We start from the raw sequence: 20,591 nt of genomic DNA, 5'->3' as shown, positions 1-20,591 counted from the left end.
GAGGCATACCCGGAGCCCCGCCGACGGGGGCCGGCTCGCATAATCGGCTCCGGCACGCCTTGCTGCCGCTGATCGATGAAGCCTGGCCATGGACCTGTCCGCCTCGCTGCCGCCTCTTCGCATCCTGGTCGTGGACGACCAGCCGAGCACGCGCCAATTCCTGTGCAGCCAGCTCCAGGCCATCGGTCACCGCACGCTGGAGGCCGACTGCGGCGACAGCGCGCTGGCCCAGTTCGACGGCCAGCACCCGGACCTGGTGCTGCTGGACGTGGAGATGCCCGATCACGACGGCTACTGGGTCGCCAGCCAGATGCGGGCGCACGAGAACGGCGGCTGGACGCCGATCATCTTTCTGTCCAGCCGCGACCGCGATCAGGACCTGTGGCAGGGCATCGAGTCCGGTGGCGACGACTACCTGGTCAAGCCGGTCTCCAACACGGTGCTGCAGGCCAAGCTGCGCGCCATGCAACGGCTGCGACGCATGCAGGCGCGATTGCAGGAAGTCTCGGACGAGCTGCGGCACAGCAACGAGCGGCTGGAGAAGCTGTCCGGCGAGGACCCGCTCACGCGGCTGATGAACCGGCGCGCCTTCGACGCGCGGCTGGAACAGGAGATCGCCTGCGCGCGCCGGGACCAGCAGCCGCTGACGCTGGTGCTGTGCGACATCGACCACTTCAAGCGCTACAACGACAGCTTCGGCCATCTGGCGGGCGACGCCTGCCTGCAGCGGGTGGCGCAGCTGCTCAAGGAGACCTGCCGGCGCCCGCGCGATTGCGCCGCGCGCTACGGCGGCGAGGAGTTCGCGCTGATCCTGCCGGGCACGCCGCGCTCGGGCGCCATGACCTTCGCGCGCGCGGTGATGCGGACCCTGCGCAACTGCAACATGCTGCACCCGGACTCGGTCGAGTCCTACGTCACGCTGTCCGGCGGCATCACCACCTGCGTGCCGGGCGAGGACACCTCGGTGGAGGGCCTGCTCAGGCGTTCCGACGACGCGCTGTACACCGCGAAGTCACGCGGCCGCAACCGCTTCTTCAGCTTCGAGATGCAGATGGACACCGTCGAGCAGGCGCCCAGCGGCTTCGCGCCGCTGTGAGCGCGATCGCCGGCGCCGTCCGCGTCCGCGTTCACGGCTCGCGGCCTGGCGCCCTCGCGCCCGGCGCGGCGACGCCCTGCTGCCAGAACCCGTCGGCGGACGCGGTTAGCGTTCAGCCTTTCCTTCCCCGCCTCGTCGCATGCCCGTGATCGACCAGGACGCCCTGCGGCGTCACGCCATCTCCCGCACCTTCTTCAAGCCGACGACGCTGCTGAAGGCGATCCAGCGGCTGGGCTTCGTGCAGGCGGACCCGATCCGCGCGCCCGCGCGGGCGCAGGACCTGATCCTCATGCACCGGGTGAAGGACTATCGCGCCGGCCAGCTGGAATCGCGCTACGCGCGACTGGCGGTCGAGGAGGATTGCCTCGTCAACTATGGGTTCCTGCCGCGCGAGGTGCTCGCGCTGCTCCATCCCCGCGAGGCCCGTCGCGTCTGGGACGCGGACATGAACGCCCGCGCGGCCGAGGTCCTCGCGTTCATCCGGGCGCGCGGCCGCACCCATCCGCAGGACGTGCTGAAGGCTTTCAGCCACGGTCGGGTCGAGGGCTACTGGGGCGGCGAGCTGAACGCGAGCACGCACCTGCTGGACGGCATGCACTATCGCGGCCTGCTGCGCGTGGCGCGGCGCGCCTCGGGCACCCGCGTCTATGAGGCCGTCGAGCACCTGATCCAGGACGACAGTCCCGAGGCACGCCATGCGCGCGCCGCCGCGCTGCTGGACATGATCGTGGCGCTCTATGCGCCGCTGCCGGCCCCGAGCCTGGGCTATCTCACCAGCCTGCTGGGCTACGGGGCGCCGCATCTGAAGACGGAGGCGCGAGCCGTGCTCAAGGAGGCGAAGTCGCGCTGGGCGCATGCCAAGGTCGATGGAGAAGTCTGGTACTGGCCGGCGGACGAGAACCCGGCCTCGCGCGCCCACAAGGTCGAGCCGGATCGGGTGCGCTTCCTCGCCCCCTTCGATCCGCTGGTCTGGGACCGGCGCCGCTTCGAGCGGCTCTGGGGCTGGGCCTATCGCTTCGAGGCCTACACGCCGCCGGCGAAGCGGACCATGGGCCACTACGCCCTGCCCTTGCTCTGGGGCGAGCAGGTCATCGGCTGGGCCAACCTGAAGGTCGAGCACGGGACGCTGGTGCCCGATCTCGGCTTCATCGGGAAGCGGCCGCGCGACGCGGCCTTCCGCACGGCCCTGGACGAGGCCTGCTTCGACATGGCGGCCTTCCTCGGGCTGGAGGGCTGACGCCGCCGGCGCGCGGCCACGGGCTCGCGCCCGGCGGCGTTGCACCATTCGACCGTCCAGTCGCTCAGCCGACGCGCCGTTCAGGCGTTCAGGCGTTCAGGCGTTCAGGCGCTCAGGCGTTCACCAACGCCATCGAGACCTCGGGGTACCGTTGGCCGGCGACGGGATGGTGGTCGACGACCGCCTGCAGTTCCTCCCGGAGCACGTCGCTGAGGCGCACTCTGGCGGCCATCGCGTTCTCCTCGAGGCGCGCGATCGAGCGGGTGCCCGGGATGGGCATCACGTCCGGACCGCGGTCCAGCAGCCAGGCGAGCGCGAGTTGCGCTGGCGTGAGGCCATGATCCCGCGCCAGATCCACGATGGCATCGGCCAGCGCGAGGTTCTGGGCCAGGTGGCCGTCCTGGAAGCGCGGATTGACGCGGCGCCAGTCGTTGGCGGCCAACTGATCGGCGCTGCGGATGGCGCCGGTCAGGAAGCCGCGGCCCAGCGGGCTGTAGGGCACGAGCGCGATGCCCAGCTCGCGGCAGGTCGGCAGCACCTCGGCCTCCACGTCGCGCGTCCAGAGCGAGTACTCGGACTGCACGGCCGCGATCGGATGCACCTTGTGGGCGCGCCGGATCGTCTCGGCCGAGGCCTCGGACAGACCGATGTGCCGGACCTTCCCGGCGCGGACCAGCTCCGCCATGGCACCGACCGTCTCCTCGATCGGCACGGCCTTGTCGACCCGATGCAGGTAGTAGAGGTCGATGTGGTTCACTCCGAGGCGGCGCAGGCTGGCGTCGCAGGAGGCGTGGACGTGGGCGGGCGTGCCGTTGACGCCGGCCGACAGGCCGTCGGCGTTGCGGACGATGCCGAACTTGGTCGCCAGCACCACCTCGCGGCGGCGGTTGGCGAGCAGGCCCGACAGCAGCCGCTCGTTGGCGCCGTTCCCATAGATGTCGGAGGTGTCGAGGAAGTTCATCCCCAGGTCCAGCGCCCGATGGAGCACCGCCATGGACGTGGCCTCGTCGGCCGGGCCGTAGAAGTCGGACATCCCCATGCAGCCGAGTCCGAGCGCCGAGACCTCGGGCCCGTGGGCACCGAGGCGACGGCGCGGGAGCTGGGGCAGGTTGTTGAGGGGTTCCTTGGACATGATGGTCATGATGGGCACTCCTTCTGATGTGATGCGATCGCGGGCGCCGACCGGGGCCGACCGTCGGCGAGGGTGGGCGCCGCGATGTCCGTCACTGTAGAAATTCACCCCCCACCGGAACCAGCGCAAAGCTCGCCCGTCCTTGCCCAATCCTCCGGAAGCCCGTTTCCAGGCCCCTCGCGCGCTGGCGGCGGGCGCGAGGCACTTGCACAATCGACCGCATGGTTGCCCCCACCCCCATTCCCTTGGCAGAAGGATTCCCCGACGCGCTGCAGGCCCTGCGGGCGCAGATGGTGGACCTGACCTTGCGGCACACCGACGGCGACGGCTCGCGCCCGACGGCCATCCCCTGTCTGCAGCTGATCAAGGCCAGTTGCACCGCCCCGCGCACCGCGCCGGCGCTGTACGAGCCGGGCCTGGTGATCGTGCTGCAGGGGCGCAAGAAGGTGGAGCTCGGCCACGAGACCCTGTATTACGACCCGCTGCATTTCCTGCTCGTCTCGATGACGATGCTGCCCAAGGGCCAGGTGATCGACGCGACGCCGGAGAAGCCCTATCTGTGCGTGCGGGTGAGCTGCGACACGCCGACCCTGGCCGAACTGATGCTCGAGGTGGGTCCCGCCGGCAGCGACGCGCCGCCTCAGGCGCAGTCGGGCTTGAACGTGGCCCCGGTCTCCGAGTCGCTGCTCAGCGCGGCGCTGCGGCTGATGCAGCTGCTGGACAGCCCGCAGGACCAGCGCGTGCTGGGACCGCTGCTGCAGCGGGAGATCTTCTATCGCGTGCTGACCGGTCCGCTGGGACCGCGGCTGCGGGCGCTGGCCCAGCAGGACAGCGCGACGCGCCGGCTGTCCCGCGCGATCGACGAGCTGAACCGCCGCTTCCACGAGGCCATCAGCATCGACGAGCTGGCCGAGGTCGCGCACATGAGCGCGTCCACGCTGCACCAGCGCTTCAAGCAGCTGACCAGCATGTCGCCGATGCAGTACCAGAAACAGCTGCGGCTGCAGCACGCGCGCCGGCTCATGCTGGGCGGCGGGCTGGACGCCGCCGCGGCCGCGCACCAGGTCGGCTACGAGAGCGCCTCCCAGTTCAGCCGCGAGTACCGCCGCCTCTTCGGCACGCCGCCGCGGGCGGACATCGAGCAGATCCTGCGCGCGAGCTGAGGATGGTCGAGCAAGCCGCCGCACGCCCCGAGGCGCCGATCGTCGCCACCCCGACGCCCCCGGCCTCCGCGACGACCGACGCCTCGGTCGCCGCCCTGATCCCCCTGCTGATGCGCCACGCGCCGCGCGAGGGCCTCTGGCCCACCGCGCTGCCGCGCGTGTGGGCGATCCGCCTGGACGGCCCCGGGGGCGAGCTCGCGCACGCGGTGCAGCCGGCGGCGCTGTGCGTGATCGCGCAGGGGGCGAAGGAGGTGCGGCTGGGCGAGGAACGCTACGTCTACGACGCGTCGCGCTTCATGGTGTTCACCACCGACCTGCCGGTGAGCGGCCGCGTGATCGAGGCCTCCCCGGCGCGGCCCTACCTCTGCCTGCGCCTGGACTTCGACGCCGAGGAAGTGGCCGAGCTGGTGGCGCGCAGCGGCCCGCCGCGGCCCGTGCCCGCGCCCGTGATCGCCCGTGAGGCCGACGGTGCCGACGACGCCGGCCGCGGCCTGTTCGTGAGCGCGCTCACCTCGGACATGCTCGACGCCGCGGCCCGTCTGCTGCGCTTGCTGGACCATCCCGAGGACCATGCGGCGCTGGCGCCGATGGCGATGCGGGAGCTGGTCTACCGCGTGCTGCGCAGCGGGCAGGGCGAGCGCCTCGCCCAGATCGCGCGCACCGACAGCCAGACCCAGCGCGTGCAGCGGGCGATCCGCTGGCTCAAGGCGCACTACGCGCAACCGCTGCGCATCGAGTCGCTGGCCCGGGAGGCGCACATGAGCGCGTCCTCGCTGCACCACCACTTCCGCGCGCTGACCTCGATGAGCCCGCTGCAGTACCAGAAGCAGCTGCGGCTGCAGGAGGCGCGCCGGCTGCTGATCGCGGAGGGCCTGGAGGTCGCGCTGGCCGGCCACGCCGTCGGCTACGAGAGCGCGTCGCAGTTCAGCCGCGAATACAGCCGGCTCTACGGCGCGCCGCCCTCGCGAGACGCGGCCAAGTGGCGCGACACACCGGCCGCCGTCAGTTGAAGCACCGGCTGACCAGCATGGGCGCGTCCTTGAGCCGGTCGTCGGTCGGATTCAGCGCCGCCACGCGGTTGTCGTAGACCCGCAGGCACTTGCTGCCCTGGCGGACCAGCTTCGAGCCGGACCCGCTGGTGGAGATGCTGGTCTCGACGGGCAGCGTGCCCGCCGCGTCGGCCATGGCGGACTCCAGCGTGCGTTTCTCGCTGTGGGAGCGCGGATCGTTGCGGACCTGATCGGCCATCCGCAGCCGCGCGTCGGACGAGGCCGGCATCTTCGGCAGCGCGAGGTTGAGCGTGGTGCGCCCGTTGCCCGGCGGCGGCGCCGACGCGCCGGACACCGGGGCGGCCACGGTCTGCACGCCCGTGGCGGGGACGGCCGCGGTGATGCTCACCTCGGGCGCGGCCACGAGGATGGGCGCGGGCAGCCGCGGGCGCTCCGGCCGCCTCGCGATCGGGGGCGGCTCCAGCGGCTCGTGCTCGCCCCGGGCGGCCCGGGGCGGCGACGTCACCAGCCGCACCGTCAGGGTCCGGTCCTCGGCCCGATGACCGGGCAGCGCCTTGCCGAAGCCCAGCCACCACACGCTCAACGCGACCGCCTGCACCAGCAGCGCCGCGCCCCACCCGATCCGCCGCCGGCCCTTCCCGGCCGGTTCCCAGCGCGCCACCGTCGTCATGCCGACGTGCCTTGTCGATCCATCGTGCCCTCCCCGGCCGACCTGTCGTTCGGGGGCGATGGTAGCGGTCGGACCTCGAGATCACCCAAAGTCCGGCATGGCACGGCTTTGGGTGACGAGCGCGGCACGGCGTCGCGACGGCGCGACGGGATGAAGAGATGACGGCGGCGATCCGCCGACCCGCGACGCTCAGGCCTGGACGCGCCAGCCCGGCTGTCGGCCTTCCGGGTCCAGGTGTCTTCGCACGGCGATCTGCGCCTGCGGGTCGAAGGCGTCGCTGACGTAGACGGTCAGCACGATGTCGGTCAGCGCCTCGCCCCGGTCGAACAGCACCACCGCAGCATTGCGCCGGGGGCCGTCGAGGATCACGCGGTCCACCCGCATGACGCGCAGCTTGGGCAAACGTTCGATGGTCAGTCGTACGTCCATGGGAACTCCCTGTGCATGTCCCGATCGCCGCGGCCCGTACTTCGTTCCGGTGGGCTTGTCGCGGCAAGGACAGGGAGTATGGACACAGTGTGTCGCCAGATGTCACGGAAGCCCCTGTTGTTGCGTTCGCCCCCTGGTGCGCCATTTGCCGGTGTGTGATACATTCCGACGCTTGATTCGCGCAAGACCATCCCTGCGGTCTTCATCTGCAGCCCCGCCGGTCCGACGTTGCAATTCTCCGGACCCTTCTCACGCGTGCGGCTCGCTACAGCATCAACCTCCGGTTCGTGCCTTGAGCGTTTCTCGCCGGCTGATATCCATCGGCGATCCGTCGGCGAAGCCAATTCCGGCTTCGTCCACCTTTCCCAAACCGCGCCAAGACGGTTACGCAATTCGCGACCGTCCACGCGCTGGGGCCCGAAACGGCCCGGCACGTGGACCTGTCAAGGCGCACACCTCATGAGAACCATGCCAACAAAAAGCATTGAGGTGGGGCGTTTCCTTGTCTCACCCATGACCAAACCCCATGCCGACGGCGGCTTCACCGCCTCGGTCTCGATTCGTTCGGGACGCGGCATGTCCAGCATCGATCGCGTCATGCGATTCGTGCCGAGTTTTCCGAATCGTGGCGCCGCGCTGCGCTACGCTGAGAACGAAGGCACCGCCTGGGCGCGTTCGCATTGAGCGGCCGCCCATCCGACCCCTCCATTCAAGAAAGGAACATCCCGTATGGCCAAGGAAGAACTGATTGAAATGCAGGGGGTGGTCAATGAAATCCTCCCCGACTCGCGCTTCCGCGTGACGCTGGAGAACGGCCACCAGGTCATCGCCTACACGGGCGGCAAGATGCGCAAGCATCACATCCGCATCCTGGCCGGCGATGCCGTGTCGCTGGAAATGTCGCCCTACGACCTGACCAAGGGCCGCATCACCTTCCGTCACCTGAACCGCACCGCGGGCGGCCCGCCGCCGTCGCGCCCCCCGGTTCGCCGCTGAGCCCGCGCGCGGGATCCGCTCGTCGCTGAGCGGCTCTCGCGGGCGCCGGAGATTCCGGCCTCATGACCGCCCCGACCGAGGCGACCTCGCAGGTCGCAGCGCTTGTCGCCACCGACGCCCCCGGCTCGACCTCGTCGAGCGGCGGCGCCGTGGACGATCCCATGCCGGTGCCGCCCCAGCAGCCCGACATCGACGCCTGCTGCGGCAACGGCTGCGATCCGTGCATCTTCGACCTGCACGATCTGGCGATGGACCAATACCGCCAGGATCTGCGGGCGTGGAAAGCCCGCCATCCGGAGGCGCCGGCCTGAGGCCGTGACCGCTCCCGCTCACCGCACCTGATCTCACGATCCCCCTGAAGGGCCGCCTCGCGCGGCCCTTCGCTTTTCGGGACCCCGCCCCCGGGGACCGTGAGGACCCCGTTTGCGTTTCGTGACGTTTTTGGGGACAGCCGCGGGTTCAGAACGCGCGCAGGATGGCCGACATCAGGGACAGGCGCTCCGCTTGCCGATGACGGCGCGACGCGCCGCCCGATGCCCGGAGGTCTCGATGTTCATGACCGGCCAGAACCGCCTGCACGCCCCGCGCTCCGACGCGCAGGCCAACCTGCGCTTCGCGCTTGCCCGGCTGAGCGCCGATTGGCGGCACCTGCCGCCGGCGCCGCTGGAGGTGCTGCTGCGTCACTTGCTGATGGCCGAGCACCGCTGCATGCCGCATCCCAGCGTGCTGCGCGAGCGCCCCACCAACCGCTGGCTGCTGCCGCGGATCCGTCGTCGGCGGATCGAGGTGGCGCATCGGCTGATCGCGCTGGGCGGTCGGGTGAGCCACGCGACGCTGGCGCGGGTGCTGCCGCGCGGGCATGACTGGCCGGGGATCTCCGCGCTGGTCGGCCGACATGCCTGGGACGCGGTCGAAGGCCGTCAGCCGCGACCGCACGTCGCCGTCGTCGACGAGGCCCCCGTCACCGCGGCCGCCTTGACGCCCGCGCAGACCGCCGGCGCCACCGCTCCGACCGCCTCCTCCGCCAAGGCCGCGTCGCCCGCGAGCGGCGCCATCCGCCGCGCCGCCTGATCAGCCCGACTTCGCCGCCAGCAGCGCGCGCGCCATCTCCGCGAAGCCATCGCCGCGCTCGGCCTGGGTGACGTAAGCCGGCGGGTGGTCTAGCATCGGCAGGAAGCGCGCGATGTTGGCCACGCCCACCGACAGCGGCACCCGCTCGAACATCAGCTGATCGTTGGTCGAGTCGCCGACATAGACCCACTCGCGCGGATCGAAGTCCGCGCCGGTCAAGCGCTTCACCGCCCAGTGCGCGGCGCTCCACTTGCTGTGCTCGCCGATCCAGCCGTTCACGTGGATGGAGCTGACCGTCGCGGTCAGCCCGTGCGTGCGCATGAGGTCGCAGACGGCGGCGATGGCCGCGTCGTCCAGCGTCGTGAACTCGGAATGGTCGACGGCGATGTCGGTCAGCCGCCCGGCGCTGTCACGCGCCAGCAGGGCGCCGGGCACCGTGGCGACGATCTCCCGCGCGCAGGCCTGCAGGCGCGCGAAGTTGGCGGCACGCGTCGCGTCGTCCTGCGCGAACTCGACGCGCAGCGCGCTGCCCTCGCCCGCCTCCTCGCGGTGCAGCAGCACGCCGCCGTTCTCCGCGACGATGCCGCGCACCGGCCAGGCCAGCGCGAAGGGCTCGCTCCAGCCCGCCGGACGGCCGGTGATCGCGATCACGGGGATGCCGGCATCGTGCAGCCGATGCAGCGCGTCCAGGCCCGCGGGCGCGATGCCGGACTCGCCGGTGAGGGTGTCATCGATGTCCGTCAGCACGCCGCGCAACGGGCGCCAGGCGGCGCGCGGACAAGCCGCCAGCGGGGTCATGGTTCGCATGGGGCGCGATTGTGGCCCTACAATCGCGCCCTGTTCCGAGGAGCGTTGCGACCTCCCACCCCATCGAGGCCAGGCTCGGAACCGCCGCGCGGCGACATGCCCGCGGCCATGGCAACCGCGCTCACCCGTCGACCCTTCGCAGGCCGGGTGAGGACCGAGCGGCATTCGCCGATTGCATCTCCTCCGAACCCAGCCCGCAGGCGTCGACGGCCCTTCCTCGCAGGAGTCCGCATGAACGCCCAAACGAAGCCGCTGGCCCAAGACCAGTACCTGATCAAAGACCTGTCGCTGGCCGATTGGGGCCGCAAGGAAATCAAGATCGCCGAGAGCGAGATGCCCGCGCTGATGGCCATCCGTCAGGAGTACGCCGCGGCTCAACCGCTGAAGGGCGCGCGCATCACCGGCTCGCTGCACATGACGATCCAGACGGCCGTGCTGGTCGAGACGCTGCAGGCGCTGGGCGCCGAAGTGCGCTGGGCCTCGTGCAACATCTTCTCGACGCAGGACCACGCCGCCGCCGCGCTGGTCGCCGTCGGCACCCCGGTGTTCGCCTACAAGGGCGAGACGCTGGAAGACTACTGGGACTACACCCATCGCATCTTCGACTTCGGCGCCAAGGGCACCGCGGGCGAAGGCCCCAACATGATCCTGGACGACGGCGGCGACGCGACGCTGCTGATGCACCTGGGTCAGAAGGCCGAGAAGGACCTGTCGGTCCTGGCCAACCCGGGCAGCGAGGAAGAGCGCATCCTGTTCGCCGCGATCAAGAAGAAGATCTCGGAAGACGCGACCTGGTACACCCGCAAGAGCGCCGAGATCATCGGCGTCACGGAAGAGACCACCACGGGCGTGCATCGTCTGAAGGAAATGTCGGACAAGGGCACGCTGCTGTTCCGCGCCATCAACGTCAACGACTCGGTCACCAAGAGCAAGTTCGACAACCTGTACGGCTGCCGCGAGTCGCTGGTCGACGGCATCAAGCGCGCCACCGACGTGATGATCGCCGGCAAGATCGCCGTGATCGCCGGTTACGGCGACGTGGGCAAGGGCTCGGCGCAGGCGATGCGCGCGCTGTCGGCCCAGGTCTGGGTCACCGAGATCGACCCGATCTGCGCGCTGCAGGCCGCGATGGAAGGCTTCCGCGTCGTGACGATGGAGTACGCCGCCGACAAGGCCGACATCTTCGTGACGACGACCGGCAACAAGGGCGTGATCCGTCACGAGCACATGGCCGCGATGAAGCACAACGCCATCGTCTGCAACATTGGCCACTTCGACAACGAGATCGACATCGCCTCGATCGAGAAGTACGAGTGGGAAGAGATCAAGCCGCAGGTGGATCATGTGATCTTCCCGGACGGCAAGCGCATCATCCTGCTGGCCAAGGGCCGTCTGGTGAATCTGGGCTGCGGCACGGGTCACCCGAGCTACGTCATGTCCTCGAGCTTCGCCAACCAGACGATCGCCCAGATCGAGCTGTTCGCGCACAAGGACGCCTATGCCGTCGGCAAGGTCTACGTGCTGCCCAAGCATCTGGACGAGCACGTCGCGCGCCTGCAGCTGAAGACGCTGAACGCGCAGCTGAGCGAGCTGACGGACGAGCAGGCCGCCTACATCGGTGTCTCCAAGTCCGGCCCCTACAAGCCGGATACCTACCGCTATTGATCGGGCGCTACTGCGCGGGCGCCATGCGTCGTTGCGGGTCCCTCCGTGAATCCTCACGTAGCGCTGCTACGTTCCGGTTCCCGGATCCCCCGCGCCTAGCCTGACGCCCGCTCGCGACGCGCTGAGAGACTCTGACCATGAGAGCTGACCACCTTCTTCACTCCCTCGGCCTGGCGCCCACGCGCTCGGCCGCCCAGCGGCTGATCGACGCGCGCGCGGTCGAGTGGGAAGGTCCCAAGGGCTGGACCGTCGTGCGCAAGTGCGGCGAGGACCTGCTCGAGACCACCGCCCTGCGCGTGACGGACGACGCCGAGCTGCGTTACGTCTCGCGCGGCGGCCTCAAGCTCGAAGGCGCGCTGGCCAAGGCCGGCGTGTCGGCGGCGGGTCTCTCGGCGCTGGACATGGGCCAGAGCACGGGCGGCTTCACCGACGTGCTGCTCAAGGCGGGCGCGGCCCACGTGACCGGCATCGACGTCGGTCACGGCCAGCTGCACGAGTCCCTGAAGGCCGACCCGCGCGTGACCGCCCATGAAGGCATGCACGTGAAGGACTTCGTCCCCGACGCGCCCTTCGATCTGGTCGTGGGCGACCTGAGCTTCATCTCGATGGTCGGCACGCTCAAGCACGTGGTCGGCTGGCTCAAGCCCCAAGGCCAGGCGCTGCTGCTGATCAAGCCGCAGTTCGAGCTGGGCCCGAAGGCCCTGAACAAGAACGGCATCGTCAAGGACAAGGCGCAGTACGCCACGCTCAGGCAACAGGCCGTGGCGGCCGCCGAGAAGCGCGAGCTCGTCGTCAAGGGCTGGTTCGAAAGCCCGGTCACCGGCGGCGACGGCAACACCGAATTTTTCATCTGGGTTCAGAAACCATGACGACGCCTGTCAGCATCGAATTCTTCCCGCCCAACACGCCGGTCGGCACCGAGAAGCTGAAGACCGTCGTGCAGGAGCTGCGCGCGGTGAACCCGCATTACTTCAGCGTGACCTACGGGGCCGGCGGCTCCACGCGCGAGAAGACGCTGGCCACCGTGGCCGACATCGCCTCGCAAGGTTTCGACGCGGCCCCACATCTGTCCTGCGTGGGTTCCACGCGCGAGAACATCGCCGAGATCCTGTCCACCTACCGCGCGCAGAACATCCGTCGCGTGGTCGCGCTGCGCGGCGACCTGCCCAGCGGCACGGCGACGGCGGGCGAGTTCCGCTATGCGTCGGAACTGGTGCGCTTCATCCGCGAGACGCAGGGCGAGGACTGGGAGATCGAGGTCGCCGCCTACTGCGAGTACCACCCGCAGCAGCGCTACGCGGCGCGCGACCTGCAGTTCTTCGCCGACAAGGTGAAGGCCGGCGCCAGCGGCGCGATCACGCAGTTCTTCTACAACCCCGACGCCTACTTCCATTTCGTCGAGGCGACGCGGGCGCTCGGCGTGGAAGTGCCGATCGTGCCGGGCATCATGCCGATCAACAACTTCTCGCGCATCGCGCAGTTCGCGCAGCGCGACGGCATCGAGATCCCGCGCTGGGTCGCGCTGAAGATGGAAGGCTACATGGACGATGCCGCCTCGGTGCGCGCCTTCGGCCTGGACGTCGTCACCCGCCTGTGCGAGCGCCTGATCGCCGGCGGCGTGCCGGGACTGCACTTCTATACGCTCAACCAGAGCGCGCTGACGCTGGAGTTGTGCCGACGCCTCGGTCTGTCGACCGCGGCTTGACAAGACGCAACCGGCGGGCGCCCTCGCGGGACGCGAGGACGTCGCGCCCTCCTTCCTTGTGAAGGATCAACAAGCGGCATCGAGGGCGGTCGTTCAATCCGGGTCATCCCATTGACCAGGAGAACCCGCATGACCCGCATTTCCGTTCGCCGCGCTCACGTTCACGCAGTCGCCGCCGCCTCGCTGGCGGCGCTGACGCTGGCCGTCGCGATGCCGGCCCAGGCGCAGTCGTCGCCGTGGCTGCTGCGCGCCCGCGCGGTGAACATCGACTCGGCGGACAAGGACAGCACCGGCCTGGGCCTGTCGCTGAGCCGCAAGACCATCCCCGAAGTCGACATCAGCTACTTCATCACGCCCAACATCGCGACCGAGCTGATCCTGACCGTGCCGCAGAAGCACACGCTGCGCAGCAACGGCGCCGCCATCGGCAGCGTCAAGCACCTGCCACCGACGCTGACCGTGCAGTACCACTTCAATCCCGAAGGCCGCTTCCGCCCCTACGTCGGCGCGGGCGTGAACTACACGATGTTCTCGGGCGTGCGCTTCGATCCGGCGGTTCAGGCCGCGTTGGCGCCCAGCATCAAGAAGCACAGCTTCGGTCTGGCGGCGCAGGCCGGCTTCGACGTGATGCTCGACAAGCAGTGGTCGATCAACGTCGACATCAAGAAGGTCCAGATGGGCACCGACGTGCGCTCCAAGGGCGCGTCCGTCGGCAAGTTCAAGATCGACCCGCTGCTGGTGGGCGTGGGCGTCGGCTACCGGTTCTGAGCGACCGCCCGCGCACCGCACCCCCATGACGACGAAGGGCCCGCGAGGGCCCTTCTTTCGTTTCAGCGCGTCGCCGGGCGTCGCGCCGTGTGGCCGCCTGGATCAGCCCAGCGCCGCGAACGCATCCCGCGTCATGTTCTCCGGCGCGCCGGTGTCGGTGCAGGCGACATCGTCCTCGATGCGCACGCCGCCGAAGGCGCTCAGGTGCTTGACCAGCGACCAGTCCACCTGCGCCGCCGCGGGCGTCGCGCGCAACTGGTCCAGCAGCATCGGGATGAAGTACAGACCCGGCTCGATGGTCACCACCATGCCCGGCTGCAGCACGCGCGTGAGGCGCAGGTAGCGATGGCCTTCGGGCTTGTCGAGGGTGCCGCCCTCCTCGCTGGCCATGAAGCCGCCGATGTCGTGCACCTGCAGGCCCAGCAGGTGGCCGATGCCGTGCGGCAGGAAGGTCGACGTGACGCGCTCCGCCAGCATCGCGTCCTCGTCCATCTTCACGATGCCGAGCTGGCGCAGCACGCCGGCGATCTCGCGGTGCGAGGCCAGATGGATGTCGCGGTAATCGACGCCCGCGCGCACGCGGTCGACCAGGCGCAGTTGCGCCGCCTCCATCGCGTCGATCAGGGCCTGGAAGCTCGCGTCGCCATTGCCGGTCGTTCGCGTGATGTCGGACGCATAGCCCACGCTGTGCGCGCCTGCGTCCACCAGCAGCGACAGCGACTGCGCCGGCGCCTTCGTCTCCTGGTACTGGTAATGCAGGACCGCGGCGTGCTCGTTCAGCGCGACGATGTTGCCGTAGGGCAGATCGCGCTCGGCATGGCCGCTGGCGGCCAGATAGGCGCGATGGATCTCGGCTTCCGAGCGTCCTTCGCGGAACGCCTGCTGCGAGGCCAGATGCGCCCTCGCGCCGGCGGTCGAGGCCTCGCGCAGGCGCAGCAGCTCGTAGGGCGTCTTCACCGCGCGGGCGTAGTGCAGCGGGTTCAGGACCTCGGGCGGGTTGTTGGGGACCACGCCCTCCAGCGCCGCGTCGGCCTCGCCGACGATGGCCAGCCGGCCCGGCAGCAGCAGGTGCTGACGCGCGTCCTCGGGACGGCGGATGACGATCAGCTCGAAGTGCTCGACCCAGAAGCCGCTCGGCGCGGCCGGGGGCACGTGCCAGTAGTCCTCGGGCTGGCAATAGACCAGGCGCGGCTTGTGACCGGGACGGATCACCAGCCAGCTGTCCGTGTGCTGGACCAGCGGCACCCACAGCTTGAAGTGCGGATTGGTCTGGAACACATAGGGCCGGTCATCGAGGAAGGCGAACTTCTCGATGCCCGACGCGATCAGCAGCGCGTCGTAGCCGCCGCGCTGGAGCGCGTGCTCGGTGCGGCGCTGCTGCTCGGCCAAGTGGGCCGCGTAGAGGGTGTTCAGGGAGGAGGATTCGGCGGACGTCATGCGCGGGGATTCTCCCAGACCAGTCCCATCTCGGTCAGCATCGCATCGAGCCGGACATCGTTGGGCTGGGCGGTCAGCGTCGGTTGGAAGCCATGGCTGTAGCCGATGCCCACGACGATCGGACGGGGCTCGATGCGCGCGATGGTGCGCAGCATGAAGCCGCCCCCGTAGCCCAGGCGGATGCCGCCCGGCCCGTAGCCCAGGCAGGGCAGCAGCAGCAGCTGGGGATCGAAGGCCTCGGTGTCCTTGGGCTTGGTGATGCCGGTGCCGTCGACTTCCATCGGGCAGCCCGGGTACCAGACGTGGAAGCGCAGGCGCTCCTCCTCGCGATCCACCACCGGCAGGCCGATGCGGCGCTTGGCGTCCACCTCGCTCCAGCGGAACAGCGCCGGCAGCGGATCGAATTCGCCCTTGATCGGCCAGTAGGCCGCGATGCGCAGTTCCTTGCGCGCCACCAGCCACACGCGCAGCGTGCGCTGCAGCTCGTCCGCGAGGTCCAGCCGACCTGGCAGGTCCAGGCGCTCCTGGATCAGGCGCTCGCGCAAGGCCTTGCGGTCCGTGGCGACGGCGGGGGACATCGGGTGCTTGTCGTTGGGCAGATCCATCCGGCTCCCTTCGGGCCGGACGCGGCCCAGGAAGCGGCGATTGTGGCCGTGACGCGTGGCAGGCGCCAGAGGAGATGACTACAGTCGGCGCTCATGGCACGAGGCACCACCACCACCGGGACTGTCCGCCGCGTCACCGGCGCCGGCAGCGACTTCGCCAACCACTGCATGGAATTGCTGAGCCCGCTGGGGCCGGTGCTCGCGCGCCGGATGTTCGGCGGCTTCGGGCTCTATGTGGACGGCCTGTTCCTGGCCATCATCAGCCGCGACGAGCTCTATCTGAAAGCCGACGCCGTCAGCCAGGCCCGCTACGAGGCCGCGGGCTGCGAGCCGTTCCGGTACACGCGTACCGGCAAGGAAGGCCGCGAGGAGGTCGCCAGCCTGAATTACTTCCGGCCGCCGGAGGAGACGCTGGAGTCGCCCGCGCTGATGCTGCCCTGGGGCCGGGTGGCGATGGAGTCGGCCTTGCGCTCGGCCAACTCGAAGGCGAAGACGAGCACGCCGAAGAAGAGGGCCGGCACCACCGCCGCGCCCAGCACCGAGACCAGCGTGAAGCCGCTCAAGGCCGCGCCCACGATCAAGCGCCCGCGAGCCGCAGGCCGAAGGAAGGCAGACGGCTGACGCGGCGCTCGGTGCGGGCGGCGCAGGCGCTGGGCGGCACCAGCAGCTGGAAGCGGGCGGCCGGCCAGGCCTCGACGACCAGCTGCGCGCCGTCGTCGACTTCCAGCGTGTCGCCGGCGCTCAGCCAGACGTCCTCGGCCGGCAGCGACAGCGCACCGCGCTGCGTCAGCCACACGCGGCCTTCCAGGACGCGCAGTTCGCGACGGCCCGGGCCGATCGGCAGCGACATGGCCTCGCCGTGCGACAAAGTCCACGCCGCATCGCCGTGCGTGACCTGGATTGATGACTTTTGCGTGAAGCTCATGGTCTACCCCCCGCCCATCGAGCCCCGCGCGCATCGGCGGCATTCCTCGTGAGCATGGCGTGATACTAGGGTTCCCCCGAGTCCCGGTCCAATGAGTCTTCCAGCGCAGATTGATACCATCCGCGCATGAATCAGCCCCGAAATCGCCCACTCGCCGTGGGACCGCTGCGCGCCTTCGAGGCCGTCGCCCGGCGGCTGAGCTTCAGCGGCGCGGCCGAGGAGCTCTTCCTCACCCAGTCCGCCGTCAGCCGTCAGATCCGCTCGCTGGAGGAGGAGCTGGGCGCCACGCTGTTCCTGCGCGGCACGCGCCATGTGGAGCTCACGCCCGACGGCAAGCTGCTGCAGTCGGCGGTGGAGTCCATCCTGGACCGGCTGGACGGGACGGTGCGCCAGATCCGCAGCACGCGTGGCCGGCGCGTGGTCAACGTGACGACCTTCGCCTCCTTCGCCTCGCTGTGGCTGATTCCGCGCTTGGAGGCCTTCCAGCGCGCGCACCCGGACATGGACATCCGCGTCTCCGCCCACGACCAGCTGGTGGACCTGGAGGACAGCGAGGTCGACATCGCGTTGCGCTACGCGACGCCGGGCCGCGGCGTGCCGCCGACGGCGCAGCGCATGTTCGGCGAGATGCTGACGCCCGTGGTGAATCCCTGGGTCGCGGCCCAGGCCGCGGAGGGCCAGGGCCCCGCGCTGCGCGAGGCCGCCGATCTGCGCCATTTCACGCTGGCCGAGGAGGACGACCAGCGTCCCAGCGGCCTGTTCCTGAGCTGGCGACGCTGGCTGGCGCTGCACGGCGCGCCGGACCTGCAGCCGCGGCGCTGGATGTACCTGAACTTCACGTACCAGCAGATCCAGGCGGCGGTGTCGGGCCAGGCCGTGGCGCTGGCCCGTCTGCCGCTGATCTACGAAGCGCTGGAACGCGGCGAACTGGTCGAGCCCTTCGGCCGGGGCGGCCGCACCGACTGTCCGACCGTGTACTGGCTGATGCTGTCGCGGCACGGGCGCTCGCGGCCCGAGGTGGTCGAGTTCGCGCGCTGGATCGGCGAGCAGGCCGCCCTCACCCGCCGAGCGATCGGGGAGCCCGATCCGCCCATGGACGAGCGCTCGGGTTGAGCGCCCGGGCAGCGCTCAGGGCGCGATGACTTCGCGCTCGGTCAGCACGACGGTCAGCGCCTGGTCGTGCGCCTGCACCTCGAAGGGCGCCTCGCAGCAGGCCCAGGCCAGCCCCACCGTGGTCACGCCGGGATGGGCCTCGATCCAGCGGTCGAAGTAGCCGCCTCCGTAACCCATGCGGAAACCTTCCCGCGTGTAGCCCAGGCAGGGCACCAGCAGCACCTCCGGCACCAGCACGGCGCCGCCACTGCTGGGAATGCCGCACTCGTCCTTGAGCGTCGGTTCCTGGCCATCCCAGCGCCGGAAGTCCATCGACGCGGGCCCGCGATCGCCGGCCTTGCGCGCGAACGGGAGCGCGAGTTGCATCCGCGCGCCCAGCTTGTGCTCCGCGGCCCAGGCCGCTGCGTTAAATTCCCCCTCCAGCGGCCAGTACAGGCCGAGGCTCAGCGGCTCGAGCTGACGCAGCAGGTGCAGCAACTGCTCGCCCAGCTGATCGGCCGCCAGACGGGCCTCGGCGCCGGCCGACCATTCACGGCGGCGCGCCAGCAAGGCGCGACGCAGCTCGCTTCGCTCATGGGGCCAGGTCTTGCCGGCGCCGGTGTCGGCACCGGACGGGGTCGGATCCTTGGGGGAGGCATTCATCGCAGTTCGGCATGAAGTTCGCTCGGATCACTGTAACCGCCCTCGCCTCCGCCACCGTGACAGCCCTGGCCGCCGTCGCCACCCTGGCGCCGCTCACGGCCCACGCGCAGTCGCCCTCCTCGTTCACCGTCGTGCCCAATCCGCCGCCGCCGCTGCCGGACCTGGTCACCGACGCCCGCGAGGCCTGGCGCGTGCGCGACCGGGCGAAGCTGTCCGCCATGCGGCAGGCCGCCTTCGACCAGCAGCACCCGCTCGCGCCCTGGTTCGACTACTGGGACCTCAACGCCCGCCTGTCCGAGGCCCAGCAAGCCGAGATCAACGCCTTCTACGCGCGCTGGCCCGGCAGCTATGTCGAGGACCGGCTGCGCAACGACTGGCTGCTGGAACTGGGTCATCGCCGCGACTGGGCCAACTTCCGCCGCGACCTGGCCGGCTACAAGATGCAGGACGACCGCGAGGTGGTCTGCTACACGCTGCTGGCCGATCCGCCCAAGCGCGAGCTGCGCGACAGCGCCCGCGCCGCCTGGTTCGCGCAACGCGACGCCGACGAGGGCTGCAACATGCTGGCGGCCACGCTGCACGAGAACGGCGTGTTCAAGGACGCGGACGTGTGGCGCAAGCTGCGCCTGGTCGTCGAGACCAACAAGCCGCGCGCGGTGAAGCAGACCTCGGCGCTGCTGTCCAAGGCGGATCAGGACGCCATCGCCGAGCTGATGGACAAGCCCGACCGCTACCTCAAGCGCAAGGCCGCCGCCTCCCCACGGGCCAAGGCCGAGCTGACGCTGCTGGCGCTGATGCGCCTGGCCGCGACCGACTACGACAAGGCCGACGACGACGTGAAGCGCTGGGCGCCCAAGCTGCCGAACGACCTGTCGGCCTGGCTGTGGGCCCAGTATGGCCGCCAGGCCGCGCTGCGCCTGAAGGACGAGGCCAGCGACCATTTCGCGCGCGCCATCCAGCTCCAGGCCAAGGCCCGCGAGCCCATCGAGTGGAGCGACGACACCGTCACCTGGATCGCCCGTGCCGCGCTGCGCGCCGACAACGGGGCCGGCCGACCAGCCCAGCTGGTGGCCGCGATCGAGCTGATGAAGCCGTCGGACCAGAAGGACATCGTCTGGCAGTACTGGCGCGCGAAGGCGCAGCAGCAACTGGCCGAGAAGGGTCCCGCCGGCGACGCGCAGCGCCGCGAGGCGCAGGAGTCGCTGCGCGCGATCGCCTCCCCGCTGAGCTTCTACGGCAAGCTCGCCGCCGACGAGCTCAAGCTGCGCCTGCCGCTCCCGCCCACGCCGGCCGAGCTCAGCGCCCAGGAACGGGCCGCGGTGCAGCAGCAGGCGGGCATCCAGCGCGCGCTGCAGCTGCTGGCCGTGGGCCTGCGCGGCGAGGGCCAGCGCGAGTGGAACTTCAGCCTGCGCGGCCTGTCCGACCGCGAACTGCTGGCCGTGGCGCAGACCGCCTGCGAGCGCGAGCTCTGGGAGCGCTGCATCCAGACCAGCGAGCGCACCCGCGGCGAGATCGACCTGGCCCAGCGCTTCCCCATGCCCTACCGCGCCGACGTGCTCAGGCAGGCGACGGCCGCGGGCCTCGATCCGGCCTATGTCTACGGGCTGATCCGCCAGGAATCGCGCTTCATGATGGACGCGCGCTCGCACGTGGGCGCCGGCGGCCTGATGCAGGTGATGCCGGCCACGGCCAAGTGGACCGCGAAGAAGCTGGGCGTCGACTTCCGGCCCGACATGCTGCATGACCGCGACACCAACCTGCGCCTGGGCACCGGCTACCTGAAGCTGGTGATGGACAGCTTCGACGGCTCGCAGGCCATGGCCGCGGCGGCCTACAACGCCGGCCCGGGCCGACCGCGCCGCTGGCGCGAGGGCCCGCAGCTGGACGCCGCCATCTGGACCGAGAACATCCCCATCTGGGAAACCCGCGACTACGTGCGCAAGGTCCTGTCCAACGCGACCATCTACGCCCAGCTGATGGGCCGCGAGGGCGGCACGCTGCTGCGCGACCGCCTGGGCCGCGTGATCGGCCCGGCCGCCGCGTCGCAACCGGACATTCCCGCCAACGGCAACTGATCCCGCGCCGGGCAACCGCCTCGCCGCATCCGGCGACGAGGCCCG

At 70.3% G+C, this 20,591-nt stretch carries 23 protein-coding genes and 1 riboswitch; of the genes, 15 read left to right on the top strand and 8 right to left on the bottom strand.

The window, feature by feature from the left end; genetic code table 11:
* The first annotated feature begins 88 nt into the window (after positions 1 to 88).
* Both MCHT01_RS10715 and MCHT01_RS10710 read left to right on the top strand, forming a co-directional pair.
* Complete coding sequence (locus MCHT01_RS10715) at positions 89 to 1,096, top strand: GGDEF domain-containing response regulator (protein WP_067065329.1); 1,008 nt, start codon at positions 89 to 91, stop codon at positions 1,094 to 1,096.
* A gap of 139 nt (positions 1,097 to 1,235) precedes the next feature.
* Positions 1,236 to 2,333 carry a DNA glycosylase AlkZ-like family protein gene (locus MCHT01_RS10710; RefSeq protein ID WP_067065328.1) on the top strand — a complete coding sequence of 366 codons (1,098 nt, stop codon included), beginning with the start codon at positions 1,236 to 1,238 and terminating at the stop codon, positions 2,331 to 2,333.
* Between the two features lie 112 nt (positions 2,334 to 2,445).
* On the opposite strand, the gene MCHT01_RS10705 is transcribed toward MCHT01_RS10710, so the two are convergent.
* Positions 2,446 to 3,474: an aldo/keto reductase gene (locus MCHT01_RS10705; RefSeq protein ID WP_245643219.1), complete on the bottom strand. Its 1,029-nt coding sequence runs from the start codon at positions 3,472 to 3,474 to the stop codon at positions 2,446 to 2,448.
* A 212-nt stretch (positions 3,475 to 3,686) separates the two neighbouring features.
* Here MCHT01_RS10705 and MCHT01_RS10700 point away from each other — a divergent pair, with 212 nt between their 5' ends.
* Together MCHT01_RS10700 and MCHT01_RS10695 are read left to right on the top strand one after the other, a co-directional pair.
* Complete coding sequence (locus tag MCHT01_RS10700) at positions 3,687 to 4,628, top strand: AraC family transcriptional regulator (protein WP_084452380.1); 942 nt, start codon at positions 3,687 to 3,689, stop codon at positions 4,626 to 4,628.
* A gap of 2 nt (positions 4,629 to 4,630) precedes the next feature.
* The gene (locus MCHT01_RS10695) at positions 4,631 to 5,638 is read left to right on the top strand and encodes an AraC family transcriptional regulator (protein WP_067065326.1); all 1,008 of its coding nucleotides are present in this window, start codon (positions 4,631 to 4,633) and stop codon (positions 5,636 to 5,638) included.
* On the opposite strand, the gene MCHT01_RS10690 is transcribed toward MCHT01_RS10695, so the two are convergent.
* On the bottom strand, positions 5,631 to 6,308 hold the full coding sequence (locus tag MCHT01_RS10690; RefSeq protein ID WP_067065325.1) for a hypothetical protein: 678 nt from the start codon (positions 6,306 to 6,308) through the stop codon (positions 5,631 to 5,633). The two genes, MCHT01_RS10695 and MCHT01_RS10690, sit on opposite strands and share 8 nt — an antisense overlap.
* 189 nt (positions 6,309 to 6,497) lie before the next feature.
* Entirely contained in the window at positions 6,498 to 6,737 is a 240-nt protein-coding gene (locus tag MCHT01_RS10685) for a hypothetical protein (protein WP_067065324.1), read from the bottom strand.
* Between the two features lie 459 nt (positions 6,738 to 7,196).
* Between MCHT01_RS10685 and MCHT01_RS25595 the strand changes: the two genes are divergently transcribed.
* From MCHT01_RS25595 to MCHT01_RS10670, 4 genes are all read left to right on the top strand, one after another.
* Positions 7,197 to 7,421 carry a hypothetical protein gene (locus MCHT01_RS25595; RefSeq protein WP_148661483.1) on the top strand — a complete coding sequence of 75 codons (225 nt, stop codon included), beginning with the start codon at positions 7,197 to 7,199 and terminating at the stop codon, positions 7,419 to 7,421.
* Between the two features lie 45 nt (positions 7,422 to 7,466).
* Positions 7,467 to 7,733, top strand: a complete 267-nt coding sequence (infA, locus tag MCHT01_RS10680) for a translation initiation factor IF-1 (protein ID WP_067065323.1) — start codon at positions 7,467 to 7,469, stop codon at positions 7,731 to 7,733.
* 62 nt (positions 7,734 to 7,795) lie between these two features.
* Entirely contained in the window at positions 7,796 to 8,044 is a 249-nt protein-coding gene (locus tag MCHT01_RS27975) for an oxidoreductase-like domain-containing protein (RefSeq protein WP_067065322.1), read from the top strand.
* A 238-nt stretch (positions 8,045 to 8,282) separates the two neighbouring features.
* Positions 8,283 to 8,804 (top strand): hypothetical protein, encoded by a 522-nt coding sequence (locus tag MCHT01_RS10670; RefSeq protein WP_148661482.1) that lies wholly within the window; start codon positions 8,283 to 8,285, stop codon positions 8,802 to 8,804.
* Here the strand turns inward: MCHT01_RS10670 and MCHT01_RS10665 are convergent, their stop codons facing one another.
* Complete coding sequence (locus tag MCHT01_RS10665) at positions 8,805 to 9,611, bottom strand: HAD family hydrolase (RefSeq protein ID WP_369688618.1); 807 nt, start codon at positions 9,609 to 9,611, stop codon at positions 8,805 to 8,807.
* Between the two features lie 31 nt (positions 9,612 to 9,642).
* Positions 9,643 to 9,741: riboswitch (S-adenosyl-L-homocysteine riboswitch) on the top strand.
* Positions 9,742 to 9,842: 101 nt separating this feature from the next.
* On the opposite strand from MCHT01_RS10665, the gene ahcY reads away from it, so the two are divergent.
* The 4 genes from ahcY (at position 9,843) to MCHT01_RS10645 (ending at position 13,749) form a co-directional block, all read left to right on the top strand.
* A complete protein-coding gene (ahcY, locus tag MCHT01_RS10660; RefSeq protein ID WP_067065320.1) occupies positions 9,843 to 11,276 on the top strand; it encodes an adenosylhomocysteinase in 1,434 nt (477 codons plus the stop codon).
* A gap of 137 nt (positions 11,277 to 11,413) precedes the next feature.
* Entirely contained in the window at positions 11,414 to 12,145 is a 732-nt protein-coding gene (locus MCHT01_RS10655) for a TlyA family RNA methyltransferase (RefSeq protein WP_067065319.1), read from the top strand.
* Positions 12,142 to 12,981 carry a methylenetetrahydrofolate reductase [NAD(P)H] gene (gene metF, locus MCHT01_RS10650; RefSeq protein WP_067065318.1) on the top strand — a complete coding sequence of 280 codons (840 nt, stop codon included), beginning with the start codon at positions 12,142 to 12,144 and terminating at the stop codon, positions 12,979 to 12,981. The genes MCHT01_RS10655 and metF overlap by 4 nt, the downstream gene beginning before the upstream one ends.
* Positions 12,982 to 13,110: 129 nt before the next feature.
* On the top strand, positions 13,111 to 13,749 hold the full coding sequence (locus MCHT01_RS10645) for an OmpW/AlkL family protein (protein ID WP_067065317.1): 639 nt from the start codon (positions 13,111 to 13,113) through the stop codon (positions 13,747 to 13,749).
* 102 nt (positions 13,750 to 13,851) lie between these two features.
* Here MCHT01_RS10645 and pepQ read toward each other — a convergent pair whose 3' ends face one another.
* Both pepQ and MCHT01_RS10635 read right to left on the bottom strand, forming a co-directional pair.
* The gene (gene pepQ, locus MCHT01_RS10640) at positions 13,852 to 15,186 is read right to left on the bottom strand and encodes a Xaa-Pro dipeptidase (protein ID WP_067065316.1); all 1,335 of its coding nucleotides are present in this window, start codon (positions 15,184 to 15,186) and stop codon (positions 13,852 to 13,854) included.
* A complete protein-coding gene (locus tag MCHT01_RS10635; protein ID WP_067065315.1) occupies positions 15,183 to 15,791 on the bottom strand; it encodes a 5-formyltetrahydrofolate cyclo-ligase in 609 nt (202 codons plus the stop codon). The genes pepQ and MCHT01_RS10635 overlap by 4 nt, the downstream gene beginning before the upstream one ends.
* Positions 15,792 to 15,884: 93 nt before the next feature.
* Here MCHT01_RS10635 and MCHT01_RS25590 point away from each other — a divergent pair, with 93 nt between their 5' ends.
* Positions 15,885 to 16,412, top strand: a complete 528-nt coding sequence (locus tag MCHT01_RS25590) for a TfoX/Sxy family protein (RefSeq protein WP_084452376.1) — start codon at positions 15,885 to 15,887, stop codon at positions 16,410 to 16,412.
* Here the strand turns inward: MCHT01_RS25590 and MCHT01_RS10625 are convergent.
* Positions 16,369 to 16,716, bottom strand: a complete 348-nt coding sequence (locus MCHT01_RS10625; RefSeq protein WP_084452374.1) for a DUF2917 domain-containing protein — start codon at positions 16,714 to 16,716, stop codon at positions 16,369 to 16,371. The two genes, MCHT01_RS25590 and MCHT01_RS10625, sit on opposite strands and share 44 nt — an antisense overlap.
* Before the next feature lie 126 nt (positions 16,717 to 16,842).
* Here MCHT01_RS10625 and MCHT01_RS10620 point away from each other — a divergent pair, with 126 nt between their 5' ends.
* The gene (locus MCHT01_RS10620; RefSeq protein WP_067065313.1) at positions 16,843 to 17,829 is read left to right on the top strand and encodes a LysR family transcriptional regulator; all 987 of its coding nucleotides are present in this window, start codon (positions 16,843 to 16,845) and stop codon (positions 17,827 to 17,829) included.
* Between the two features lie 15 nt (positions 17,830 to 17,844).
* Here MCHT01_RS10620 and MCHT01_RS10615 read toward each other — a convergent pair whose 3' ends face one another.
* A complete protein-coding gene (locus MCHT01_RS10615) occupies positions 17,845 to 18,471 on the bottom strand; it encodes a 5-formyltetrahydrofolate cyclo-ligase (RefSeq protein ID WP_067065312.1) in 627 nt (208 codons plus the stop codon).
* Positions 18,472 to 18,482: 11 nt separating this feature from the next.
* On the opposite strand from MCHT01_RS10615, the gene MCHT01_RS10610 reads away from it, so the two are divergent.
* A complete protein-coding gene (locus MCHT01_RS10610) occupies positions 18,483 to 20,546 on the top strand; it encodes a lytic transglycosylase domain-containing protein (protein WP_067065311.1) in 2,064 nt (687 codons plus the stop codon).
* Positions 20,547 to 20,591: the final 45 nt, after the last annotated feature.

It is taken from the genome of Mitsuaria chitosanitabida ATCC BAA-476 = NBRC 102408, from assembly GCF_001598255.1.
Taxonomy (GTDB): Bacteria; Pseudomonadota; Gammaproteobacteria; order Burkholderiales; family Burkholderiaceae_C; genus Roseateles; species Roseateles chitosanitabidus.
Note: the sequence above shows the minus strand (reverse complement) of the source record. Positions and strands in the feature narration are given on the sequence as shown.

Excerpts from the sequence above, each read along its gene's own strand:
- MCHT01_RS10695 (WP_067065326.1), top strand. The coding sequence starts at position 4,631 with ATGGTCGAGCAAGCCGCCGCACGCCCCGAGGCGCCGATCGTCGCCACC.
- infA (WP_067065323.1), top strand. The coding sequence starts at position 7,467 with ATGGCCAAGGAAGAACTGATTGAAATGCAGGGGGTGGTCAATGAAATC.
- MCHT01_RS10670 (WP_148661482.1), top strand. The coding sequence starts at position 8,283 with ATGTTCATGACCGGCCAGAACCGCCTGCACGCCCCGCGCTCCGACGCG.
- MCHT01_RS10705 (WP_245643219.1), bottom strand. The coding sequence starts at position 3,474 with ATGACCATCATGTCCAAGGAACCCCTCAACAACCTGCCCCAGCTCCCG.
- MCHT01_RS10665 (WP_369688618.1), bottom strand. The coding sequence starts at position 9,611 with ATGCGAACCATGACCCCGCTGGCGGCTTGTCCGCGCGCCGCCTGGCGC.
- metF (WP_067065318.1), top strand. The coding sequence starts at position 12,142 with ATGACGACGCCTGTCAGCATCGAATTCTTCCCGCCCAACACGCCGGTC.
- MCHT01_RS25595 (WP_148661483.1), top strand. The coding sequence starts at position 7,197 with ATGAGAACCATGCCAACAAAAAGCATTGAGGTGGGGCGTTTCCTTGTC.
- MCHT01_RS10635 (WP_067065315.1), bottom strand. The coding sequence starts at position 15,791 with ATGGATCTGCCCAACGACAAGCACCCGATGTCCCCCGCCGTCGCCACG.
- MCHT01_RS10625 (WP_084452374.1), bottom strand. The coding sequence starts at position 16,716 with ATGAGCTTCACGCAAAAGTCATCAATCCAGGTCACGCACGGCGATGCG.
- MCHT01_RS10655 (WP_067065319.1), top strand. The coding sequence starts at position 11,414 with ATGAGAGCTGACCACCTTCTTCACTCCCTCGGCCTGGCGCCCACGCGC.
- ahcY (WP_067065320.1), top strand. The coding sequence starts at position 9,843 with ATGAACGCCCAAACGAAGCCGCTGGCCCAAGACCAGTACCTGATCAAA.
- MCHT01_RS10715 (WP_067065329.1), top strand. The coding sequence starts at position 89 with ATGGACCTGTCCGCCTCGCTGCCGCCTCTTCGCATCCTGGTCGTGGAC.
- MCHT01_RS25590 (WP_084452376.1), top strand. The coding sequence starts at position 15,885 with ATGGCACGAGGCACCACCACCACCGGGACTGTCCGCCGCGTCACCGGC.
- MCHT01_RS10610 (WP_067065311.1), top strand. The coding sequence starts at position 18,483 with ATGAAGTTCGCTCGGATCACTGTAACCGCCCTCGCCTCCGCCACCGTG.
- MCHT01_RS10710 (WP_067065328.1), top strand. The coding sequence starts at position 1,236 with ATGCCCGTGATCGACCAGGACGCCCTGCGGCGTCACGCCATCTCCCGC.
- MCHT01_RS10645 (WP_067065317.1), top strand. The coding sequence starts at position 13,111 with ATGACCCGCATTTCCGTTCGCCGCGCTCACGTTCACGCAGTCGCCGCC.
- MCHT01_RS10690 (WP_067065325.1), bottom strand. The coding sequence starts at position 6,308 with ATGACGACGGTGGCGCGCTGGGAACCGGCCGGGAAGGGCCGGCGGCGG.
- MCHT01_RS10620 (WP_067065313.1), top strand. The coding sequence starts at position 16,843 with ATGAATCAGCCCCGAAATCGCCCACTCGCCGTGGGACCGCTGCGCGCC.
- MCHT01_RS10615 (WP_067065312.1), bottom strand. The coding sequence starts at position 18,471 with ATGAATGCCTCCCCCAAGGATCCGACCCCGTCCGGTGCCGACACCGGC.
- MCHT01_RS10700 (WP_084452380.1), top strand. The coding sequence starts at position 3,687 with ATGGTTGCCCCCACCCCCATTCCCTTGGCAGAAGGATTCCCCGACGCG.
- MCHT01_RS10685 (WP_067065324.1), bottom strand. The coding sequence starts at position 6,737 with ATGGACGTACGACTGACCATCGAACGTTTGCCCAAGCTGCGCGTCATG.
- MCHT01_RS27975 (WP_067065322.1), top strand. The coding sequence starts at position 7,796 with ATGACCGCCCCGACCGAGGCGACCTCGCAGGTCGCAGCGCTTGTCGCC.
- pepQ (WP_067065316.1), bottom strand. The coding sequence starts at position 15,186 with ATGACGTCCGCCGAATCCTCCTCCCTGAACACCCTCTACGCGGCCCAC.